The organism is Rhodococcus sp. MALMAid1271, from assembly GCF_049195265.1.
GTDB lineage: Bacteria > Actinomycetota > Actinomycetes > Mycobacteriales > Mycobacteriaceae > Rhodococcoides.
In genome coordinates, this window is sequence record NZ_JBMIRQ010000058.1 from 31,183 (window position 1) to 52,809 (window position 21,627).

At 65.1% G+C, this 21,627-nt stretch carries 19 protein-coding genes; 7 read left to right on the forward strand and 12 right to left on the reverse strand.

Translation table 11 applies throughout. The features are described from left to right. Positions 1-31 precede the first annotated feature (31 nt). The 6 genes from ACOQFP_RS06745 to purL all read right to left on the reverse strand — a co-directional run bounded on the left by ACOQFP_RS06745 (position 32) and on the right by purL (position 8,633). The gene (locus ACOQFP_RS06745) at positions 32-1,672 is read right to left on the reverse strand and encodes an ABC transporter substrate-binding protein (RefSeq protein WP_421583935.1); all 1,641 of its coding nucleotides are present in this window, start codon (positions 1,670-1,672) and stop codon (positions 32-34) included. 140 nt (positions 1,673-1,812) lie between these two features. Next, the gene (purF, locus tag ACOQFP_RS06750; RefSeq protein WP_206487932.1) at positions 1,813-3,375 is read right to left on the reverse strand and encodes an amidophosphoribosyltransferase; all 1,563 of its coding nucleotides are present in this window, start codon (positions 3,373-3,375) and stop codon (positions 1,813-1,815) included. Positions 3,376-3,513: 138 nt separating this feature from the next. After that, positions 3,514-3,900, reverse strand: a complete 387-nt coding sequence (locus tag ACOQFP_RS06755; RefSeq protein WP_421583842.1) for a sterol carrier family protein — start codon at positions 3,898-3,900, stop codon at positions 3,514-3,516. Positions 3,901-3,919: 19 nt separating this feature from the next. After that, entirely contained in the window at positions 3,920-4,516 is a 597-nt protein-coding gene (locus ACOQFP_RS06760) for a CPBP family intramembrane glutamic endopeptidase (protein WP_421583843.1), read from the reverse strand. After that, positions 4,513-6,240, reverse strand: coding sequence for an alpha/beta hydrolase (locus ACOQFP_RS06765; protein ID WP_421583936.1), 1,728 nt, complete (start codon positions 6,238-6,240; stop codon positions 4,513-4,515). The genes ACOQFP_RS06760 and ACOQFP_RS06765 overlap by 4 nt, the downstream gene beginning before the upstream one ends. 101 nt (positions 6,241-6,341) lie before the next feature. After that, on the reverse strand, positions 6,342-8,633 hold the full coding sequence (gene purL, locus ACOQFP_RS06770; RefSeq protein WP_421583844.1) for a phosphoribosylformylglycinamidine synthase subunit PurL: 2,292 nt from the start codon (positions 8,631-8,633) through the stop codon (positions 6,342-6,344). A gap of 103 nt (positions 8,634-8,736) precedes the next feature. On the opposite strand from purL, the gene ACOQFP_RS06775 reads away from it, so the two are divergent. Then, complete coding sequence (locus ACOQFP_RS06775) at positions 8,737-9,501, forward strand: nucleoside phosphorylase (protein ID WP_421583845.1); 765 nt, start codon at positions 8,737-8,739, stop codon at positions 9,499-9,501. Between the two features lie 195 nt (positions 9,502-9,696). Here ACOQFP_RS06775 and ACOQFP_RS06780 read toward each other — a convergent pair whose 3' ends face one another. The 4 genes from ACOQFP_RS06780 to purS all read right to left on the reverse strand — a co-directional run bounded on the left by ACOQFP_RS06780 (position 9,697) and on the right by purS (position 12,374). Then, positions 9,697-10,986, reverse strand: coding sequence for a M18 family aminopeptidase (locus tag ACOQFP_RS06780; RefSeq protein WP_206487923.1), 1,290 nt, complete (start codon positions 10,984-10,986; stop codon positions 9,697-9,699). A gap of 75 nt (positions 10,987-11,061) precedes the next feature. After that, the gene (locus ACOQFP_RS06785) at positions 11,062-11,412 is read right to left on the reverse strand and encodes a VOC family protein (RefSeq protein ID WP_421583846.1); all 351 of its coding nucleotides are present in this window, start codon (positions 11,410-11,412) and stop codon (positions 11,062-11,064) included. A gap of 36 nt (positions 11,413-11,448) precedes the next feature. Continuing rightward, positions 11,449-12,126 carry a phosphoribosylformylglycinamidine synthase subunit PurQ gene (purQ, locus tag ACOQFP_RS06790; protein ID WP_206487916.1) on the reverse strand — a complete coding sequence of 226 codons (678 nt, stop codon included), beginning with the start codon at positions 12,124-12,126 and terminating at the stop codon, positions 11,449-11,451. Beyond that, entirely contained in the window at positions 12,123-12,374 is a 252-nt protein-coding gene (gene purS, locus ACOQFP_RS06795; protein WP_128646288.1) for a phosphoribosylformylglycinamidine synthase subunit PurS, read from the reverse strand. Before purS ends, purQ begins: the two co-directional genes overlap by 4 nt. Before the next feature lie 100 nt (positions 12,375-12,474). Between purS and ACOQFP_RS06800 the strand changes: the two genes are divergently transcribed. Further along, positions 12,475-13,113 (forward strand): MBL fold metallo-hydrolase, encoded by a 639-nt coding sequence (locus tag ACOQFP_RS06800; RefSeq protein WP_421583847.1) that lies wholly within the window; start codon positions 12,475-12,477, stop codon positions 13,111-13,113. A gap of 90 nt (positions 13,114-13,203) precedes the next feature. On the opposite strand, the gene thiM is transcribed toward ACOQFP_RS06800, so the two are convergent. Further along, entirely contained in the window at positions 13,204-14,013 is an 810-nt protein-coding gene (gene thiM, locus ACOQFP_RS06805) for a hydroxyethylthiazole kinase (protein ID WP_421583848.1), read from the reverse strand. Positions 14,014-14,045: 32 nt separating this feature from the next. Between thiM and ACOQFP_RS06810 the strand changes: the two genes are divergently transcribed. Beyond that, on the forward strand, positions 14,046-14,864 hold the full coding sequence (locus ACOQFP_RS06810; RefSeq protein ID WP_206487910.1) for a DeoR/GlpR family DNA-binding transcription regulator: 819 nt from the start codon (positions 14,046-14,048) through the stop codon (positions 14,862-14,864). Here the strand turns inward: ACOQFP_RS06810 and ACOQFP_RS06815 are convergent. Further along, positions 14,861-16,378 (reverse strand): FGGY-family carbohydrate kinase, encoded by a 1,518-nt coding sequence (locus ACOQFP_RS06815; protein ID WP_421583849.1) that lies wholly within the window; start codon positions 16,376-16,378, stop codon positions 14,861-14,863. The two genes, ACOQFP_RS06810 and ACOQFP_RS06815, sit on opposite strands and share 4 nt — an antisense overlap. 403 nt (positions 16,379-16,781) lie before the next feature. Between ACOQFP_RS06815 and ACOQFP_RS06820 the strand changes: the two genes are divergently transcribed. The 4 genes from ACOQFP_RS06820 to ACOQFP_RS06835 all read left to right on the forward strand — a co-directional run bounded on the left by ACOQFP_RS06820 (position 16,782) and on the right by ACOQFP_RS06835 (position 21,580). After that, the gene (locus tag ACOQFP_RS06820) at positions 16,782-17,741 is read left to right on the forward strand and encodes a hypothetical protein (RefSeq protein WP_341245209.1); all 960 of its coding nucleotides are present in this window, start codon (positions 16,782-16,784) and stop codon (positions 17,739-17,741) included. A gap of 91 nt (positions 17,742-17,832) precedes the next feature. Continuing rightward, positions 17,833-19,332: a glycerol kinase GlpK gene (gene glpK, locus ACOQFP_RS06825; RefSeq protein ID WP_421583850.1), complete on the forward strand. Its 1,500-nt coding sequence runs from the start codon at positions 17,833-17,835 to the stop codon at positions 19,330-19,332. Beyond that, the gene (locus ACOQFP_RS06830) at positions 19,329-20,186 is read left to right on the forward strand and encodes an HAD-IIA family hydrolase (RefSeq protein WP_421583851.1); all 858 of its coding nucleotides are present in this window, start codon (positions 19,329-19,331) and stop codon (positions 20,184-20,186) included. Before glpK ends, ACOQFP_RS06830 begins: the two co-directional genes overlap by 4 nt. Continuing rightward, complete coding sequence (locus ACOQFP_RS06835) at positions 20,183-21,580, forward strand: iron-containing alcohol dehydrogenase (RefSeq protein WP_421583852.1); 1,398 nt, start codon at positions 20,183-20,185, stop codon at positions 21,578-21,580. The genes ACOQFP_RS06830 and ACOQFP_RS06835 overlap by 4 nt, the downstream gene beginning before the upstream one ends. The last annotated feature ends 47 nt before the right edge of the window (positions 21,581-21,627 follow it).

Below are 21,627 nucleotides of genomic sequence, written 5' to 3' on the forward strand. Positions count from 1 at the left end.
TACCGTGGTGCTGTCGGTAGTGGGCACCGGTTCAGCTCTTGGCGAGCGTGACGAACCGGAACTTGAACGAGGCGTCGAGGGTCTCGTCCACACCACTGATCGAGTCGGTGGCCACGGCGATCTGCTTGCCTTCCAACAGCGGAAGCGTCGGCAGGAAGTTCGTCGCGAGTTCGTTCTGGATCTGTCCGATGATCTGCATCCGAGCATTCTCGTCCGCGGTGGTGCGCTCGAGATCGAGGAGTGAGGTGATCTCCGGGCTCTCGAAGTGCGACTGCAGGAAGTTGTCCGGCGCGAAGAACGGCGTCAGGTAGTTGTCCGCATCGGGGTAGTCCGGGAACCAACCGAGCTGGTACACCGGGTATGCGTCGGCGACGCGTTCCTTGGTGTACGTGCTCCATTCGGTGGACTGCAGGTTCACATCGAACAGGCCGGTCGAGTCGAGCTGGTTCTTGATCGCGGCGTACTCCTCGCTCGAGCTCGAACCGTAGTGGTCCGGGTTGTACTGCAGGTTGACCTGAACCGGGGTGGCGACACCTGCTGCAGAGAGGAAACCTGCTGCCTCGTCGCGGTTGGGCGTCGTGCCGTACACATCGCCGTACGCGGTGTTCGATCCGGCCAGGCCGGTGGGAACCACGGAGTAGAGCGGGGTGTAGGTGCCCTTGTACACACCGTCCGACAGCGCCTGACGATCCACCGAGGACGCAATCGCCTTGCGGACGGCCAACTTCTGCTCGGGAGTGTTGCCGGGCATCGTGTCCAAGTTGAAGACCATGTAACGCGTTTCGCCGCCGGGGCCCTCGTGCACCGTCAGACCGTCGACGCCGCCGAGAGATTCGATATCGGTCGGTGTCAGCGAACGCCAGGCGACGTCGATCGCCTTGTTCTGCACGTCCAGCTTGAGATTGTCCGAGCTGGTGTAGTACTTCGCGTTGATCGATGAGGTCTTCGGCGTTCCGAGGATGCCGTTGTAGTCACCGTTCGCGGTGAAACTGACGAGGGAGTTCTTGGCGTAACTCGAGATCGAGTACGGACCGGCGAACGGAGTAGCCGCCACGATGGCGTCGTCGTCGAGGACCTTGTCCGCCGGGAACACGGTCTGGTCGACGATCGGCCCTGCCGGAGTAGCGAGAATCTGCGGGAAGGTCTGGTCGTTGGCGGACTTCAGGGTGAACTCGACGGTCTTGGCGTCCGGGGTGGCGACGCTGTCGAGGTTCGTCAACAGCGATGCGGGCCCGTTGGGATCGTTGATGGCCACCACGCGATCGAAGGAGAACTTCACGCTCTCGCTCGTCAACGGGTTGCCGTTCGCGAATTTCAGATCATCTTTGAGCGTGCACTTGTACACGGTCGGCTCCGCGAAATCGCAGCTCTCGGCGATATCGGGCTCGAGCTCGGAGCTGCCCGGCGCGAAGTTCATCAGGAAGGGATAAACCTGATTCATCAGCATGAACGAGCCGTTGTCGTACGAGCCCGCCGGATCCAGCGAGGTCACCTGGTCGGTGGTACCGACCGTGATGGTCTCGCCGCCGCTGTCGCCGGATCCACCGGCGTCGGTGCGTCCCGAACCGCAGGCTGCGGCGGTCAGTGCAAGTACCGACAGTGCTGCCACTGCAGCGGTCTTCTTGCCGTGCTTACGCGCGGCTGTCCTCGATGCGGCGCTGTAGCGCTGCATGCGTCCGTCGTCGGGCGACAGGGTCATCTGAGCCTCTATCCAATTCGGTGTGTCCTATGTAACTCGGGACAGTACCGATGGACTGTTTCGAATATGTGGCATTGAGAAAACCCCGCTGTTCCGTACCGGAAAAACCCAGCTCAGGGACGACTGAGAGCGCTCACGTTCGCGTCGTTGTCCACAGGCTGCCCGGCCGCCGAGGCCAGCAGGCCCTCGAGAACGTGTTTGCCGAGCGCGTTGTCGGCAGGCAGATCGATGGGGTACTTGCCGGTGAAACACGCTGCGCACAGCCGCGATTCGGGCTGTTCCGACGCCGCGATCATGCCGTCGATGGAGATGTACCCCAACGAATCGGCACCGATCGCCTGCCGAACGCCCTCGAGAATGCCGTCCTCGGATTCGACGCCGTTGGCGATCAGCTCTGCGGGAGAAGCGAAGTCGATGCCGTAGAAGCAAGGCCAGCGCACCGGCGGGGAGGCGATGCGTACGTGAATCTCCAGTGCGCCCGCTTCTCGCAGCATCCGGATCAGCGCGCGCTGGGTGTTGCCGCGGACGATCGAATCATCCACCACCACCAGCCTTTTGCCCCGAATGACCTCTTTGAGAGGATTGAGCTTGAGCCGGATGCCGAGCTGGCGGATGGTCTGTGACGGTTGAATGAACGTGCGGCCCACGTACGCGTTCTTCATCAGCCCCTGGCCGTACGGAATACCGGACCCCTGGGCGAAACCGACCGCTGCCGGAGTTCCGCTCTCGGGCACCGGAATCACCAGATCGCCCTCGGCCGGATGTTCCTTCGCGAGGCGTCGTCCGATCTCGACCCGAGTGGAGTGCACCGAACGCCCCGCGATCACACTGTCGGGCCGGGCCAGATACACGTACTCGAAGACGCACCCCTTGGGCTCGGGTGCGGCGAAACGTGAGGAGCGAACGCCATCGGCATCGATCGCCAGCAGCTCACCGGGCTCGATATCGCGGACGAACGCAGCACCGACGATGTCGAGGGCAGCGGTTTCGCTGGCGACCACCCAACCGCGGTCGAGGCGGCCGAGGCACAGCGGCCGAACGCCGTGCGGATCACGCGCCGCGTACAGGGTGTGCTCGTCCATGAACGTCAAGCAGAACGCACCTTTGAGCTGCGGCAGCAACTCCATCGCCGCCTGCTCGACGGTGCAATCGGCCGCCTTGTGCGCCATCAGCGCCGTCACCACATCGGAATCCGAGGTGCCATTGCCCTGCAGCCGATCGCTGATCAGGCCCGCCTCGCGGGCCTTGGTGGCGAGCTCCGCGAAATTCACGAGGTTTCCGTTGTGGCCGAGCGCAATCCCGGTGCCCGCAGGTGTGGTGCGGAAGATCGGCTGCGCGTTCTCCCACGTCACCGAACCACTGGTGGAGTAGCGGCAGTGCCCGATGGCCACGTGCCCGGGCATCGCTCCGAGCGTCTGCTCGTCGAACACCTGGCTGACGAGGCCGAGGTCCTTGAACACCAGCACCTGGGAACCGTCGGACACCGCGATTCCGGCTGCTTCCTGGCCGCGGTGCTGCAGTGCATACAGGCCGTAATACGAGAGCTTGGCCACATCCTCGCCCGGTGCCCAGACTCCGAACACTCCACATTCTTCGCGTGGCTCGGTCTCGGGTTCGTCGAGGGGTGTGCCTAGCAGAAGATTCGGACTGTCGACCGACAAATCGGCGTTGGTCACGGGCATTGCTCCCTTGGGGGACGGGGCGGGGGGCCGCGCCCGAGTCTACTGGCACACGACCCCAGTAGCCGCATCGTGTGGACGGCAGATTCCCGAGAGGTGAACAGGTGACCGATTCGCCCGGATATCCGGGCAGGCTCACTCGATGGACAGCAGCGGCAACCAGCGGCCGACCTCGGCTGCCCGGTTGCCCGAGGCATCGATCGATCCGTCGGCAAGTGCGTCGGCGAAAGCACGGATTCCGGTCACCACCTGCAGCCAGGTCAGCGCGTCCGTTTCGACCACATTGGGCGGGGTTCCCCGAGTATGACGCGGCCCGACGATGCACTGCACCGCGACGAACGGCGGAACTCGGACCTCCACCGAGGATCCTGGCGCATTCTGGCCCAACGTTCTGGCGCTGGTACGCACCGCCGCGGCGATCCGGGCGCGAGCCGGTGCGTCGGCCTGGCCCTTGATCCAGTCGCCGACCGCCAGCACGGCCTCGCGTACCTCGGCGGGGCTCACTTCCTTGTGGGGCGGCACTATCTCTCGTTCCTGTCGTTCACGGCTCGTTCCTGTCGTTCACGGCGAGATGCGCCAACACGGCCCCGCTCGCATTCAGTGCGTAATGCAGCAGCGCAGGGGCCAGCACACTGTGGCTTCGGGCCCGTAGCCACGAGAAGACGAGACCGGCTGCGGTCGTCGCAGCCACCGTTGCGATCACCGGGTCGCCCGCGGCGCGGGCCGGGTGAATGTGCCACATCCCGAAGAAGATCGGCGACAGGGCGGGCGAGGCGGCGTCGAGCACCCCGCGGAACAGCAACTCCTCGGTGAGCACCGTTCCCACCGGGATCCGAAACAGAACCCACTCGGCCAGGTCCTCCTCGGATGGCCGGACCCGTCGACGCAACGCCGGAATCGCAGCGACGACGACCGAGCCGAGCACCGGAACTGCCGCCGCCGCAGCGCCCCACTTCAGCCCGCGAGCGGTGTTGCGTAGGCCGAGTTGCTCGGCGCTCGACCCGCTGAGGGCAGCGATGCCGACTGCGAACGAGGCGTTGGCCACCGCACGGCCGCGAGCTCCGAGTCCTACCGAGGGCAGGACGACGGTGCTCCATGCGGTCGTCGACAGTCCGATGACGGTCGCGGTGGTTCTCACTTCTCGGGACCGTCGCGGCCGGCGAATTCTTCGATGACCCCACGAACGCGCTCGGTGTCACGATCGGTCCAGCCCTCCGGTGCCGCGACCGCCACCCAGCCGTCGAGCACGAGGGTTCCGTAGTTGTGGCCGTGACCGTCGGGAACGCCCGCGGCATTGGTGAGATCGGCGGCCACCTGCCAGAACGTCACGATCGGGAACCACCGCATGCTGGGCAGTCGGTCCGGCCCGGGCGGTTCGGACAGCCAATCGGGACGTTCGAAGAGCAGATCGGGTGACCACCAGACCACCGGATCCGAGGCGTGCTGGACGTAGAGGATCCGCGGCTCGAACCAGGGCTGATCCTCCGGCGGGATGCCCGAGGAATTGTCGGCGAATCGGACCGTCAGGCCATCGGAGTACACCGGCCGAACTTCCGGAGTTCCCGGATCGCGTCGGGTGACGAACTGCCGCCAGATGCGATTGTCGTTCGGCGGTCCCACCCACAGCACTCCGTCGGTGGTGGCTCGGATGTCGGCCAGGCCGTCGAACGCGCCCTCCGCTGCCTTCGTTCCGAGGCTTTCGCCGTAGACGTAGAACTTGGGGCGAGTGTCCTCCGGCTCCTGCAGCCACCGAGCATGGACCTTGTCGATCAGCGCCTTTCCTGCCTGCGCGGCTTTGTCGCCCTCGGCGAGGAACGAAATCCAGCTCGGCAGATAGGAATACTGCGACGCGACGGTGGCCACATCGCCGTCGAACATGAGCTCCTCGGCCTCGATGGCGGTGGGGTTGACCCACCCGGTGCCCGTGGTCGGTACGACGACGAGCGCCGCGCGTTGGAACGCACCGGTGCGCTCGAGTTCCGCAACGACGATGTCGAGTCGCTCGGCCTGGGTCGGTGCCGTTTCCAGACCGGCATAGGCCCGTATGGGCTCGCGGCTCGGACGCCCCGTGGCCCGTTCCATCTCGTCGGCGCGCAGACCGCTGGAGACGAAGTTCCTGCCCTCGAAGCCCAGAGTGTCCCAGGGAGCAAACGAGTTCGGACTGCCCGATCGCTCGTCCACTATGGGTTGCTCTGCGCCGTCCCGGGTTTCGTCGTTCTGCAGACTGAACACCGAATTGGTCACCTCGGAGACCGCACGCAGCAGCACACCTTGGACCAGAGCCACGACCAGCACGACCAGAAGAACGACGCCCAGCGCGTTGGCCACTTCCCGCGGCATCTTCACGATGCGATTGAGCTGACGGGCCAGCAGTCGAACGAGGTCGCGCAGCACCCGCCACACCGAAATGAGCAGAGCCGCAACGGCGATGCTGAGCGCCCCGGTTCGGAGGTATCCCGTCGTGGTGGTGCCCTCGGCGTTCATCAATGCGGCGAGCTCACGCTGCCATTCCGCCGAGACCGCCAGCATGATCATCGAGGCCGCGATCGCCGCAACGGGCACAGCGACCTTGACGGCGCGGTCGACTGCGGGTGGTAGCGGCCACCACGATCGCGACGACAGCCACCACCGACTCACCGCCCACCCCAGTGCGACACCGAAGGCGTAGCCGATGGCCGCGTTGATGCCGCCGATGATGCCCTGGAACAGCCATCCGCGCGGAAGCAGCGAGGGAGTCAACGACCAGCAGAAGAACAGCGCGCTGAACGCGATTCCGGTGAAGTCCAAACGCAACAGACCCCACGCCCACATGACGAACGGGTGCTTCTCGGGTGAGGGAACCGAGAATTCGAGGGACGGCAGGTGGTAACGGTGATGCTGGTCTTGTTCGAGGGCCGCGTCGCGTTCGACGCCGGGCCCATCCGATGCCCGATCCCCGACCGACGTCCGACCCCCCACCTCGATCAGCCGAAAAGTCTGGGAAGAGTGTCTTCGAACGTCTCGCGCAGCTCCGCCATCGGGACGGAGAACTGCCCCTGCACCTCGATGGAGTCCGATCCCTCGTCGACGACGCCGATGCGCACCCACGGCAGGCCGCGAGCGGTGCACATACCGGTGAACCGGATCTCCTCGGTGCGCGGGACCGCGACCAGTACGCGGCCCGAGGACTCCGAGAACAGCGTCACGAACGGATCCGCGCCTTCGGGAACGATGATGCGGCAACCGGTTTCGCCGGCCAGAGCTGCCTCGACGACGGCCTGAGCCAGGCCACCCTCGGACAGGTCGTGTGCCGCAGAGATCAGGCCGTCGCGCGAGGACGCGAGCAGAATATCGGCCAACAGTTGCTCACGGGCCAGATCGACCCGAGGCGGCACGCCGCCGAGATGGTCGTGCTCCACCTGCGCCCAGATGGATCCGTCGAACTCGTCGTGGGTATCGCCCAGCAGAATCAGCGTCTCGCCCGGTTCGAGGCCGAGACCGGTGGGGATGCGGCGGTGCACGTCGTCGATGACTCCGAGGACACCGACGACAGGCGTCGGCAAGATCGGCTCGGCACCGGTCTGGTTGTAGAAGCTGACATTGCCTCCGGTCACCGGGATGCCGAGCGCCACGCAGCCGTCGGCCAGACCACGTACGGCCTGCTCGAACTGCCACATCACGCCCGGGTCCTCGGGCGAGCCGAAGTTGAGGCAGTTGGTGACGGCCTTCGGCGTCGAGCCGGTGACCGCGACGTTGCGGAATGCCTCGGCGAGCGCGAGCTGCGCCCCGCGATACGGATCGAGGGCGGTGTACCGACCCGACGCGTCGGTGGCCAAAGCGATTCCGCGACCGGTCTTCTCGTCGATGCGGATGACTCCGGCATCGGCATGCTCGGCGAGGACGGTGTTGCCGCGCACGTAGCGGTCGTACTGCTCGGTGATGAAACGGCGGCTGCACAGCTGCGGCGATCCGATCATCTTCAGCAGCGTCGCCCTCAGCTCGTCCGGGGTGCCCGGACGTGTCAGCGACGCTGTGGTGTTCGCGACCAGATCGTCCTGCGTGGCCGGACGCTGCACCGGGCGGTTGTACACCGGGCCCTCGTGCGCAACGGTCTTCGGCGGAACATCGACGACGGTGTCGCCGTGCCAGGTGATCTGCAGGTGCTCACCGTCGGTGACCTCACCGATCACGGTGGCCAGGACATCCCATTTCTTGCAGACGGCCATGAACGCATCGACGTTCTCCGGCGTGACCACCGCGCACATACGTTCCTGGGATTCGCTCGAGAGCACCTCGGCGGGAGTCATCCCGGTGGCACGCATCGGCACCTTGTCGAGTTCGATGTGCATTCCGCCACTGCCTGCAGATGCGAGTTCCGAGGTGGCGCACGACAATCCGGCACCACCGAGATCCTGGATGCCGACCACGAGCTTGCTCGAGTACAGCTCGAGGCACGCTTCGATGAGCACCTTCTCGGTGAACGGATCGCCCACCTGAACCGCGGGCAGCTTCTTGCGGCCCCCTGCGCTCTCGTCCCCGTCGAAGGTCTCCGAGGCAAGCACGGACACCCCGCCGATGCCGTCGAGCCCGGTACGCGCACCGAACAGAATGATCTTGTTGCCCAGGCCCGAGGCGAACGCCAGATGCATGTCCTCGACACGCATGACACCGGCACACAGAGCGTTGAGCAACGGATTACCCGCATAGGAGGCGTCGAACACCGTCTCGCCGCCGATGTTGGGTAGGCCGAGGGAGTTTCCGTACCCGCCGACGCCTGCGACGATGCCGCTCAGGACGCGGCGCGTGTCCGGTGCATCGGCCGCACCGAACCGCAGCTGGTCCATCACGGCGATCGGGCGGGCGCCCATGGCCATGATGTCGCGCACGATGCCGCCGACGCCCGTCGCCGCACCCTGGTAGGGCTCGACGTACGACGGGTGATTGTGGCTCTCGACCTTGAACGTGACAGCCCAGCCGTCGCCGACGTCGACGACGCCTGCGTTCTCACCGATACCGGCGAGCATGGGCTTGCGCATCTCGTCGGTGGTGGTCTCGCCGAAGTACTTCAGATGCACTTTCGACGACTTGTACGAGCAATGCTCGCTCCACATGACCGAGTACATCGCCAACTCGGCGTCGGTGGGGCGACGTCCGAGGATTTCCTTGATGCGAACGTATTCGTCGTCCTTGAGTCCGAGTTCCTTGTACGGCTGCGCGACGTCCGGGGTGGCGACGGCGTTGGAGACAGTGTCTGTGGGTACAGAGCTAGCGGACACGAGGAATAGGTCCCTTCGATGGAGCGAAATGCCAGGGAGAGTCTATAAGGTGCGGCCGACATGTACGGCATCGGACGTACGAGCCTCGTGCGAACATCAGCGGATGGACATCGCATTGACCGAGGACGATCTGAACGAAACGGGCGTCATCGACCCCTCGATGGTGGCCCAGGGCATCGACGTCCCGACCAAAGCCGTCGTCTGCTTCTTCTCCGAGGTGATCGAGAGCATATGCGCCAAGGGCGACGCCAGGGTCGTATCGGTCATGCGCTCCGAGCACGGCGAACACCCCGTCTACGAGATCGAGCGGGCGGGGCACAAGCTCGCCGTGTTCCACCCGGGAGTCGGCGCACCGCTGGCCGCGCTGTTCCTCGAGGAGGCCATCGCGCTGGGCTGCACGCAGTTCGTCGCCGTCGGCGGCGCGGGAGCACTGTCCGACGACCTGGGCATGGGACACGTGATGGTGGTCGACAGCGCCCTGCGCGACGAGGGCACCTCGTTCCACTACCTGCCGCCGGGCCGAGTGATCGACGCCGACCCAGCGGGCGTCGCCGTACTCCAGTCGGTACTGACCGATGCCGGAATCGACTTCGTCACCGGCCGCTCCTGGACGACGGACGCGCTCTACCGCGAAACCCGTGGCCGCGTCTCGCGGCGGGTGGCGGAGGGCTGCCGCACCGTCGACATGGAGGCCTCGGCGTTCTGCGCCGTGGCCCAGTTCCGCGGAGTTCGATTCGCACAGCTGCTCTACGCAGGTGATTCACTCGCCGCCGACTGGGACCACCGAGGCTGGACCAAGGCGACTACCGTCCGCGAGCAGTTGTTCTGGCTCGCGGCGGATGCGTGTGTGCAGCTCGACCCGATCTAGGTCGCGGGGGCGTGGGGTCGCGGGCTCACCTCCGCGCTTCCGCAAACGCGCGCGCGTTTGCCAAACGCGAGCGAAATAGCTCCGGATTCGACACTATTCCCCGCGCACCTGACGAATGCGCGCGCGTTTGCGGCCGGTCATGGGGGGACGTTTGCGGCCGGTCATCGGGGGGGACTCTTGCGACCGGTTATGGGACTACTGCGCGGGTGCCAAGAATGCCGCGAGCGCGTCGGCGTAGGCCTTCACGTCGTTGGCACCCATCAACTCTCGTGACGAGTGCATCGCCAGCTGCGCCGCGCCGACGTCCACCGTCGAGAGCCCGGTACGTGACGCGGTGATCGGCCCGATGGTCGACCCGCAGGGAAGGTCCGCACGATGCACGTAGCGCTGCATGGGAACTCCGGCCTGATCGCACGCCAGCGCGAAGGCACCTGCGCCGGCGGAATCGGTTGCGTACCGGAGGTTCTGGTTGACCTTGAGCACCGGTCCCCCGCCGAGTTCGATGCGATGGGCGGGCTCGTGCCGATCCGGGTAGTTGGGGTGCGTCGCGTGCGCCATATCTCCTGAGGCACAGATGGATCCGGCCATGGTGCGCAGAAATTCCGCACGACCGCCGCCGCGTCCGAGCACGATGCGCTCGAGCACGGTGTTCAGCAGATCCGAGAACGCACCGCGGTCGGACATGCTGCCGACCTCTTCATGATCGAACAGGGCAAGTACCGGCGTCATGTTCGTCGGGTTGTCCACTGCCGCAAGCAAAGCCTGCGTTCCGGCGTAGCAGGTCCCCTGATTGTCCAGACGCGGCGCACTGACCAGTTCGGACTCGACACCCACGATGGCACTGGGCGCGAGATCGTGGGTCATCAACTCCCAACCCAGTACCGAATGCGGGTCGACGCCTTCTCTCTCGGCGACGTATGCGATGAACGACTTCGGCGAATTACCCACTCCCCAAATGGCATTGACGTGTCGTTGGGGATCGAGGGTGACTCCCTTGCGATCCTCGGAGAGGTGAATCGCGAGTTGCGGCACCCGCAGGATGGGCTCGTCCACCTTGACGAGCACCTCGCGCGCAGCATTGCCGTCACGCACACTCAACCGCCCGGAGATGCCCAGATCGCGGTCGAGCCAGGAGTTGAGCCACGCACCGCCGTACGGTTCGAGACCCACCATCTGCCAGCCAGCCGATTCGAGATCGGGATGCTGCTTGACCCGAAGGTTCGGGCTGTCCGTGTGCCCGCCGACGATGCGGAAGGGGCCGTCACCCGAACTACTGCTCTCGGTACTCCAGGCGACGAGCGAACCGCCACGAACGAGGTAGTAGCGGCCCGGCTCCGTCGGCCAGGCGTCGGTCTCCTCGAGCCGAACGAATCCGGCCTCCTCGAGCTGCACCGACACCGTATTGCAGACATGGAACGGCGACGGCGAGACGTCGACGAAGTTGCAGAGACCGGTTGCGGAAGCGTGAGTCGACATGGGAACCATTGTGGCAGCCGCCGCGTCGGACACCCCCAGTGCACACCGCCCCGGGGGAACCGACGCCGGGCAACATGCGAGAGCTCAGTGCGAACCGGACACGCAGAACACGTTGCCGTCGGGATCGCTCAGTGTCACCCAGCGGAAATCGCCCATGGTGTGCTGCGCGAGCTCACTCGCTCCGGCCTCGATCAGCCGCGCGACCTCACCGTCGAGATCCTCAGTGGTCATATCGAGATGGACGCGATTCTTGCCCGGCGTCGGATCCTCGATCTTCTGGAAGGCCATCCGGTACGGGGCCTCGGCCAGAGCGACGACGTAGAACCACCCGTCGTTCTCCTCCACGATCGATCCGTTCGCTCGAGCCGCCCACCAGTGCGCGAGCGGTCCCGGATCGGTCGAGTCGAACGTGATCATGCCCAAGGTGAGTGTCATGTCGGCACAGTAACCGCCACCACCGACAGCTTCGAGTCAGGCGTTGACGATGGTGTCCAGCGCCGAGTAGAAGATGCCGAGTCCGTCGTCGCTCGGACCGGTCAGCGGCTCGGTGGCGTGCTCGGGGTGCGGCATCAAACCGACCACTCGACCGTTGGCCGAGGAGATACCGGCAATTGCGCGCTGCGATCCGTTCGGGTTGGCACCGCGGTAGCGGAATACGACGCGGCCCTCACCCTCCAGCTCGTCGAGGGTCTTCTGCGGTGCCTGGAACCGTCCCTCGGCATTCTTGACCGGAATCAGGATCTCGGCACCGGGCTCGTATCGCGAGGACCAGGCGGTGTCGGTGTTCTCCACGGCCAACCACTGATCGCGGCAGACGAAGTGCAGCCCTTCGTTGCGGGTCAACGCGCCGGGCAGCAGTCCCACCTCGCAGAGCACCTGAAAGCCGTTGCAGATTCCGAGAACCGGCATACCGCCCTCGGCCGCCTTGACGACGGACTCCATCACGGGTGCGAACCGAGCAATGGCCCCGGCCCGCAAGTAGTCGCCGTACGAGAAACCGCCGGGGACGACGATGGCGTCGACGTTCTTCAGATCGGCGTCGGCGTGCCACAGGCCGACAGCCTCGCCGCCTGCGAGGGTGACCGCGCGGGAGGCGTCGACGTCGTCGAGGGTTCCGGGGAAGGTGATGACACCTATGCGGGCGCTCATGCGGCAGGCTCTACCGACACACGGGTGACCGTCCAGTCCTCGATGACGGTGTTGGCCAGCAAGGATTCCGCGATCTTGTCGAGCTCGGCATCATCGACGGTGTCGTCGACCTCGAGCTCGAATCGCTTGCCCTGGCGCACGTCGGACACGCCGGAGATACCCAGCCGACCGAGCGCACCTGCGATCGCCTGACCCTGCGGATCGAGAATCTCGGCCTTGGGCATGACATCGACAACGACTCGGGCCACGAAAGCGCTCCTTGAAATACGTACAGCAAGACAGTTACCGGCAGGTGGGAGTCTACGCAGCCCTGGCGGGAGGCGCGAAACCGCGCTTACTGTGGAGCACATGCAGCTGACACACTTCGGACATTCCTGCGTTCTCGTCGAGCTGAACGGCACCACCGTGTTGTTCGATCCGGGCAGCTTCTCCCACGGGTTCGAGGGCATCACCGGACTCGATGCCATCCTCGTGACGCATCAGCACCCCGATCATGTCGATCTGCAACGACTTCCCGCCCTCCTCGACGCGAATCCACGTGCGGCGCTGCACGCGGATCCGATGACGGCGGACCAGCTCGGCGGCCAGTGGACCGCAGCTCCCGCAGGCGAGGCGTTCACCGTCGGCGGCATCACCGTCACCGGGGTCGGCGGCACCCATGCGGTCATCCACCCCGAACTGCCGACGATCGACAACACCGGCTATCTGCTCGGCACCCCGGAGAACCCGGGCCAGCTCTTCCACCCGGGCGACTCACTGTTCGTCCCCGAGCAGCGGGTCGAGGTGCTGGCACTTCCCGCTGCGGCACCGTGGTCCAAGCTGTCCGAAACCGTGGAGTTCCTGCGTGCGGTGGCTCCCACCATGGCTTTCCCCATCCATCAGGCAGTGATCGCCGACATCGCGACCGGGGTGTACTACGGGCGTTTCAAGGACATGTCCGACGCGGAATTCCGCGAGCTTCCCGAGGAATCTGCGGTCTCGATCTGACCGGTGAGCTCCGGCGGGGCCGGCGAGCATCACGGCACCCGGGTCGGCGATAGTGCACGGCGGTGGCAGCTCACGGGCCCGTCGGTGGCGTCAGGCTGCGTCGAGCAGCACCAGTTCTCGCAGTGTGGACTCGTTCACGGCATCGAGTTCGTCGAGGAACGCCGCAGCGAAGGATCCGGGCCCGGACGTCGACCGCGCCGCGATCTGCGATGCCACCGCAACATGGGCATGGGCAGCGACGGCACCGATCACGGTGGTCGGGGCCACGGAGCAGTACGCTGCCGTGAGCGCACCGAGCGCGCAGCCGGTTGCGGTAACTCGTTGCAGCAGTGCACTTCCGCCGCCCACCCTTATGACGCCATTCGAGCCGACGATGTGGTCAGTCTCCCCCGACGCCGCCACGATCTCGGCTCGATCCAGCAGTGATCGGGCCGCATCCACCGAATCTGCCGCCTGTGCAGACGAATCGACTCCCCTCGATCCGCCTCCCGCTCCTGCCAGTCCGATCACCTCCGACGCGTTCGCGCGAACGACGTTGGGCCGGTTGGCGAGTAGCTCGACTGCCACGCCGGTGCGCCACGGCAGACCGCCCGCTCCCACCGGATCGAGCACCCAGGGCTTGCCCGCTGCTCTCGCGGCAGCCGAGGCGAGGCGGGAGCTCGCCACCTGAGCGGCGGTCGGAGTCCCCAGATTGACCAGCACCGCGTCGGCGATCTCGGCGAAGCCGGCCGCCTCCTCGGGGTTGTCCACCATCGCCGGAGCGGCTCCGGCTGCCAACAGTGCGTTGGCGACGAATTGAACGGACACGGTGTTGGTCAGACACTGCACCAGCGGATTGCCCTCGCGGAGAAGACGGTGCGCGGCAACGATGTCGTCGAGGGTGGGGCACGAAGCACTCATCGTTGCGAGTCTACGACCGATACGATGCCCTGGTGGCCACCCTTCTCAAGCCCGAGCGGCACTTCCGCATCCTCGAGCTGTTGCGCACGACGGGCAAGATCCTCTCGTCCGAGCTCGCCGTGTCGTTCGATGTCTCCGAGGACACCATTCGTCGCGATCTCGACGAGCTCGGATCGGAAGGAAAGCTCAAGCGTGTGCACGGCGGTGCCTTGGTCGTCTCGACGTTGCATCAGGATTACCGGGACCGGCGGGGGCAGGAAACCTCGGCGAAGTCGCTCGTAGCCCGCGCTGCTGCGAGTCTGCTTCAGGACGGCCAGGTGATACTCATCGACGGCGGTACGACGGCGATCGAGGTCACGAAGCAGTTGGACCCTGCTCTTCGAGCAACCTTCGTCACGCACAGCCCGTCCACGGCGGTGAATCTGGCCGAGCACCCCCATTGCGAGGTCGTCGTGGTCGGGGGCCGTCTGCTCAAGAACGCGATGGTGACGGTGGGAGCCCAAACCCTCAAGACCTACGAGTCGATCAATGCAGATGTCGCGATCGTGGGCATCCTGGGTATCAACGTCGACTCCGGGATCACTCATTTCGAGTACGAGGAGGCACAGATCAAGCGCGCGATGATCGAGGGTGCCCACCGCTCGATCATCCTGTGTACCAGCGACAAGCTGGGGTACTCCGGCGCATTCCAGGTTGCACCACTGGGCGCGATCACCACGTTGGCGGTCGAGCCAGGGCTCGACCCCTCGCTGCTGCGGCAGTACCGCGACAGCGGTGTCGAGTGCATCTCGGTCGACGACATCGCTCCACTCGCTCAGGTATCCGCACCGACGACGGATCGATCGCACTAGCGATCGTCCGCTGAGGTCCAGACCGCTGCCAGTGCCGCCGTCAGCGCGTGGTGGCGGGAGTATCGGCCGTTCATCACTGTCACCTTGTGCGGGTCGGGTTCGTAAGACCGCATCGAGGGTGTGAATGCTGCTGCAGCGGAATCGAAATCCGGAAAGATCCCGAGGGCGACGGCGGCGGTGATCGCGGCGCCGCGAACCCCGATTTCTCCCCGTTCGGCGACGTCGACGCGTAGTCCGAGGACGTCGGCGAACATCTGCGGCCACACGGGACTGTGCGAGGCACCTCCCGACATTCTCACCACCGACGGCCGAGCTGCATCGTCGCCGCTGAGAAGCTTGTCGATATCTGCTTTGTGCGCGAACGTGATTCCCTCGTACACCGCAAGCGCCGTGTCGTCGAACTCGTCCTCGGCGACGGCACCGAGCACACCGGCTGGAGCGCCGCTCGGTCCGCCGAATACGTAGGGGAAGAACATCATGCCGCTGAGGCGTTCTCGGCCGTACGCTCGCAACACGGCGTCGTTGCACATCTGGTAGATGTCACCACCGTCATTCGTGGCCTCGGCTCGGAACAGATGTCGACAACACCATTCGAGGTTGCTCGCGGAGGTGATCCCACCCTCGCTTGCGAGGTACGCCTCTCCCGTCACGTATCGGCACTGGAGCAGTGGGACCGTGCTGGTTCTCGGCTGGGGGTGCAGTGTTTGATCTATTCCGAATGTTCCTGCGACCACGGACATGTGCCTCTCGTCGAGAACTCGTGATGCGAGTGCACACGCGGCGACGTCGACCACTCCTCGAATCACCGGGGTGCCCTCCGACAGGCCGGTGAGTTCGGCGGCTGCAGCGGTGATGCCGCCGACCGTCTCGGCCCCTGGACCGATCGCCGGAAGCGTGTCGCGCCACTGGGCGATTCCGAGCAGGCCGAGCGCATCCTCCGACCACGAATTCCGCTCGATGTCGCACAGTCCGGTCAGCCCGGCATCGGTGTAATCGGTGGACATGTCTCCGCACAACCGTGCTCTGATGTAGTCCTTGCAGGCGAGGACGCGGTGCACCCGCGATCGCATCGTCGGTTCGTGCTCGTCGAACCACCGCAGCAGTGCGGCGGTCTGGCCGCTCCACATCCGTTGCGAGACCAGTCGTTCGATCTGCACTGCGGTCTCGTGGTCCGGCGCGGATGCGGGGTCGAGTTCCACCCGGCCGTCGGTCGAGAGAATTCCGTTGCCGACTGCGCCGGCGTTCTCGTCGACGAACCAGAGCCCGCTGCCGTATCCGGTGACCGATACCGCGAGGACGTCGCAAGGATGCGTGCCCGACGCGCGAAGCAGCTCCCGGGTGGAGGAACAGACCGCATTCCACAGCGCGTCCGGGTCCTGTTCACGCCTGCCGCCGCGCCCGTCCAGGTGCGGACTGCGCTCCTTCGCGGCCGCCAGCTCGCGCCCTCCGGCGTCGAACAGACCCGCTTTGACGAAGGTTCCGCCGGCGTCGATCCCGAGGATGTATTGCTTCATGACCACCATTCTGACTGCGGGTTAATGCAGATCTCACAGTCCCGATCCGCCCAGGAGGCCTCCGGGATTGCATGACAAGGATCACACAGTTTCTGCTACGAGCCTAGTGGAATGGGTTTTCGGTCGTTAGATGTTACTGATGGGTAGTTGTTGACTGCCACTCCACACTGAGTTAACTTCGTCACTAAGCCGCACAAACCGGCATAAACACGAAGCGCCTCCTCTTACCCCGAAGCCGCTCGAACACGAGCTCCTGGGTCACCTCCCGCACGCAGTGCGGCCGGTGGCGATCGAAGAGGTTTCACCCGCGTTCCCGCCCGTCACCTCGGGCCCGGACTGGGCGGGCTCGACCACGAGGACCCACTCGAATGGGCCTCACCGTCTCGAACAAAGGACTCTTGTCGTGGATCTTCAACTGGTCGCCTACATCGCCGCCTTCGGAGGTGGTTTGGTCGGGGCCGCACTCGGCGGACTGTTCGTCTTCAGCCTCTGCGGCATCTTCTGCATCATCGGCGTGGCGGTAGCGCTGGCAGGCGTCGACTACGACTTCCTCGGGCAGTTGGCATTCGGACCGTTCCTCGGCCCTCAGGTTGCTTTTGCCGGAGCCGTCGCGGCAGCGGCCTACGCCAAGCGCACCGGCAAGCTGGACGACGGGAAGAACATTCTCGCGCCGCTCGTCGGGCTCGGCAGCAGCAGCGTGCTGCTCGTCGGCGGAGTGTTCGGGGTCATCGGATTTGCACTCGAGAAGGCGCTGAAATCCGTGCTGAGTATCGACTCCACCATCGCCTCGACAGTCGTACTCACCGACACGGTCGCGCTCACTGTCGTCATTCTTGCTGCGGTAACGCGTCTTTCGTTCGGTCGCACCGGACTGGTGCCATCGAATCACGGTGGGCCGGGCGCGCAGATCGCCACCCGGTGGCATCCGACCGCGACGCAGGCCTGGCTACCGTTCCAGTCTCACCGGTTGCAGGTCGGCACCGTGGCCATCGGGTTCGGACTGGCCGCCGGATGGCTGATCGTCAGCCTTCCGGACTCGGCACGCGCCCTCGGCCCCGTCCTGCTCTTCGGTTTCAGCGCGACAACTCTGCTGCTCCTCCAGATCGGCCTGTCCGGTCCGGTATCGCACCACATCACATTGCCCGCCGGGTTGGCAGCCGTCGCGCTGCTGTCCGCAGGTGCGGCCGGCCCGATCGCGCTGTTGGGGGCCGTCGTGGTTGCACTGTTCAGCGCGTTCCTGGCCGAACTCAGCTCCAGAATCTTCCACACGCTCGGCGACAGCCATTTCGATCCGCCTGCATGCGCCATTGCCGTCACGACCTCGCTGATCGTCGGCGCCCAACTCGCCTTCGGACAACTCTGACCCGGGCCGCCGACCCCAGCGCCGCCCCTCTTCCGTTCACCACGAAACACACACCCCTATCTCGCCATTACGACAGAAAAGAGCGTCAGCCATGACTCAGTACATTCTCGGAATCGACGAAGGCACCACCAGTGCAAGAACTCTCATCTTCGATGAGAAGTGCGAGGTCCGCGCGGTCGCTCAGCGCGAGATCACCCAGATCTACCCCAACTCGGGTTGGATCGAACACGACCCGCTCGAAATCCTCACCGCGCAGCTGGAAACGATGCGCGAGGCGCTTCGAAGTGCCGATCTCGAACCGACCGACATCACTGCTATCGCGTTGACCAACCAACGCGAGACAGCGGTGGTATGGGACAAGGAGTCCGGGCGTCCGATCCACAATGCGGTGGTCTGGGCGTCGCGGCAGAGCAACGGAGTGATCGAGCGCTGGCGCGAACGTGGACTCGACCCCGTCATCCGCGAGCGTACGGGCCTGAACTCGGATGCCTACTACTCGGCCTCGAAGATCGCCTGGATCCTCGAAACCGTTCCAGGAGCGCAGGAACGAGCGGAGAAGGGGGAACTGCTGGCGGGCACCATCGATACCTGGCTGATCTGGAATCTCACCGGACGTTGCGCACATGTCACCGACTACTCCAATGCCTCGCGAACGATGATGTTCAACATCCACACCCGCGAATGGGATCAGGATCTACTCGACGCCTACGGCATTCCGCGTTGCATGCTCGCGAAAGTCGTCTCCTCGGACACGATCGTGGGCGATGCCGGTGCCACGTTCGGGGCCCCGATTCCCATCGCATCCAACATGGGCGATCAGCAAGCCGGGCTTTTCGGTCAGGTCTGCTTCCGAGCCGGTCAGGCGAAGATGACCTACGGGACCGCGGGAGTCCTGACGATCAACTGCGGCGACACCCCTCAGATGGTCGAGGGTGCAACGACTTCCGTTGCCTGGGGAATCGGCGATGAAGTGCGCTACGAGAACGAGGGCGTGTTGTTCAGCATGGGCAAGACCATGCAGTGGCTGCGCGACGACATGAAACTGATTCACGGAGCAGCGGATTCGGAGTGGTACGGCGGCCAGGTGGCGAGCACCGACGGGGTGTATCTGGTACCCGCCTTCACCGGACTCGCGGCTCCGAACTGGGATCCCTACGCCCGCGCCTGCATCGTGGGGATGAGTAGCTCCACCAACCGACTACACGTCATCCGCGCAGCCGTGGAGTCGATGGTCTACCAAACTCGCGATGTCGTGGAGGCCATCACTGCCAACGGCCAGGTCACTCTGCCCGAGCTTCGGGTCGACGGCGGAGCGGTCAACAACAACATGCTCTGCCAACTCCAGGCCGACATTCTCGGCATCCCGGTGATTCGGCCTGCCATCACCGAAGCCACCGCGCTCGGCGCGACGCTGATGGCCGGGCTCAGCACCGGGGTATGGGAATCCCTCGACGAGATCGAGGCACTGTGGTCGGTCGACCGCACCTTCGAGCCCCGGATGGACCGCAGCAAGGCCGAGGAAATGTACTCGGGATGGAACGAGGCCGTCGAACTGTCGAAAGGCTGGGCGCGCAAGGTGACGGCCCGATGACATCGACCGCGACACTCGCGCAGTCGACCCTGCGAGAACCGACACGGCTGTTCGAGTCCTACGTGTTCGATCTCGACGGGACGCTCTATCTCGGCGACGAGCTGTTGCCGGGGGCAGCGCACCTGGTGCACGAGCTGCGCAACCACGGCAGGCGGGTTGTGTTCTGTAGCAACAACCCAACCCGCACGCCGCAGCAGTACGCCGACAAGCTCACGGCCCTGGGGATACCGACGCAGCTCTCGGATGTGATCACCACATCGATGACGACGGTCCGCTGGCTCTCCGAGAACGCGGCGACCAGCAAGATCTTCGTCATCGGTGAACAACCGCTGAAGGACTCGATCTCGGCGGCCGGCCTCGAACTGAGCGAGGACCCGCGCGAGATCGAGGTCGTGGTCGCCAGCTACGACCGCGGGTTCGACTACCGCAAACTCAAGATCGCATTCGAGGCTCTCGCCGTCTACCGTCGGGCAATTCTGGTCTCCACCAACCCCGACCGGTTCTGCCCGCTCCCCGGCGGATTCGGCGATCCGGACGCGGCAGCGGTGACGGCTGCAATCGAGGCGAGCACACGCGTTGTCGCAGTGGCACAGCTGGGCAAACCCAGCACGTTCATGTTCGAGACCATCAGCGCACTCACCGGAATAGATCCGGCCACCACCCTCGTCGTCGGCGATCGACTCACCACCGACATCGCGATGGGGGTCAACGCCGGGACCTCCACGGCGCTCGTTCTCACCGGCGAGTCGACCGTCGCCGATGTCGACCGGACCGACCCTGACGATCGGCCCACGTACATCGTCGAATCGGTCGATGACCTCCTGCCCCCGTCCTCGAGTAGGAGCGCACGGTGAGCCGGCCACAGATCGTGAGCGCGACGGGTGCTACCCGTTATCTCGCGAACATCGGCATCGATGACGACACGTCCACCCTCCGTACGGTCGTCAGCGCTCCGGGGGCGCTGACGGAGTTGCCTTCGGTATTGGCAGATCTCGACACCTCGGGAACAGCGGTCGTCCTGCACGACGGCACGCCGATCTCGGTGGGCTCGCGAGATGTCCTGGCCGAAATCCGTGAGATGGTTGCCTGCCACTTCACCACTGCCGAGCTGATTCCGAACGCACAGCACGGCGCGGTCGTTCTCGACGAAGCAACGGTGGACAACGCCAATGCGGCGAGTACGGGGTGCGCGGCCATCGTGGCCGTGGGCGGCGGGACGGTCGTCGATCTCGGCAAGGTGCTCTCGCAACGCCATCAGGTGCCGTTGGTGGTGGTCCAGACCTGCGCTTCGGTGAACGGCTTCTCCGATCCGCTGTCGGTCCTTATTCGCGGTGGGGCCAAGAGCACGGTTCCCACCGCATGGCCGGTCGCGCTGATCATCGATCACGAGGTCATTGCCCATGCGCCTGCCGCATTGACCAGAGCAGGATTCGGAGACGCGGCCGCGATCTGGTGCGCGCCTGCGGACTGGTATCTGGCCTGCACACTGGGCATGGACAGGGAGTTCGACAGCGAGGTTCTGGCCGTGATCGGTCAAGCAGCACAACGACTTCGAGATGCACCCTCGCTCGAGGAGCTCGACCTCGACGCCCTCCTCGATACGCTCACCTACGGTGGCCTCGGAATCGGCGTCACCGGAACGACGGCTGTGGTGTCGGGATGCGAGCATCTCATCAGCCATCTCATCGACATGGCTGCGGTGGCGCGGGGCGAGAGCCACGATCTGCACGGCGCTCAAGTCGGCGTCGCCGCGGTGCTCTCGGCTGCGTTGTGGGAGAGTGCAATCGAATCCTTCGACGCAGTCCCCATCGATGTCGAGGTCGCCACGACACCGATACCCGATCTCGAGAAATCGGTCACCCAGGCATGGGAATCGATCGATCCTTCGGGCAGGGTCGGTGCGGCGTGTGCGCGCAATGTCGCAACGAAGATGGACAGATGGTGCGGGGTCCGATCCGAACTGGGTTCGTTCGTCGCCCACTGGCCAGAGCATCGCCGCGTGCTGACCACGCTGTTGCGTAGCGCGTCCGACATCGCGTCGGATCTGGCCGCAATCGGTGCACCTACGACGTTCTCGCAGCTCACACCTGCCGTCGATCGCGAGACGGTCCGATGGATCTTGCGCACGTTGCCGCTCATGAGAGATCGATTCACACTGTGCGACCTCTTGCTCGTGACCGGCCGCTGGACCGACGAGTTCATCGACATCGTTCTCGACCGGGCGACAGCATCGGGCGGCGGACCCTGAGATCGAGTTCCGTTACTCACCAATAATTTTCGACCCCAACAACAAGG

Excerpts from the sequence above, each read along its gene's own strand:
- ACOQFP_RS06745 (WP_421583935.1), bottom strand. The coding sequence starts at position 1,672 with ATGCAGCGCTACAGCGCCGCATCGAGGACAGCCGCGCGTAAGCACGGC.
- purQ (WP_206487916.1), bottom strand. The coding sequence starts at position 12,126 with ATGAGCGCCCGCATAGGTGTCATCACCTTCCCCGGAACCCTCGACGAC.
- ACOQFP_RS06815 (WP_421583849.1), bottom strand. The coding sequence starts at position 16,378 with ATGAAGCAATACATCCTCGGGATCGACGCCGGCGGAACCTTCGTCAAA.
- ACOQFP_RS06830 (WP_421583851.1), top strand. The coding sequence starts at position 19,329 with ATGACATCGACCGCGACACTCGCGCAGTCGACCCTGCGAGAACCGACA.
- ACOQFP_RS06800 (WP_421583847.1), top strand. The coding sequence starts at position 12,475 with ATGCAGCTGACACACTTCGGACATTCCTGCGTTCTCGTCGAGCTGAAC.
- glpK (WP_421583850.1), top strand. The coding sequence starts at position 17,833 with ATGACTCAGTACATTCTCGGAATCGACGAAGGCACCACCAGTGCAAGA.
- ACOQFP_RS06785 (WP_421583846.1), bottom strand. The coding sequence starts at position 11,412 with ATGACACTCACCTTGGGCATGATCACGTTCGACTCGACCGATCCGGGA.
- thiM (WP_421583848.1), bottom strand. The coding sequence starts at position 14,013 with ATGAGTGCTTCGTGCCCCACCCTCGACGACATCGTTGCCGCGCACCGT.
- ACOQFP_RS06780 (WP_206487923.1), bottom strand. The coding sequence starts at position 10,986 with ATGGTTCCCATGTCGACTCACGCTTCCGCAACCGGTCTCTGCAACTTC.
- ACOQFP_RS06775 (WP_421583845.1), top strand. The coding sequence starts at position 8,737 with ATGGACATCGCATTGACCGAGGACGATCTGAACGAAACGGGCGTCATC.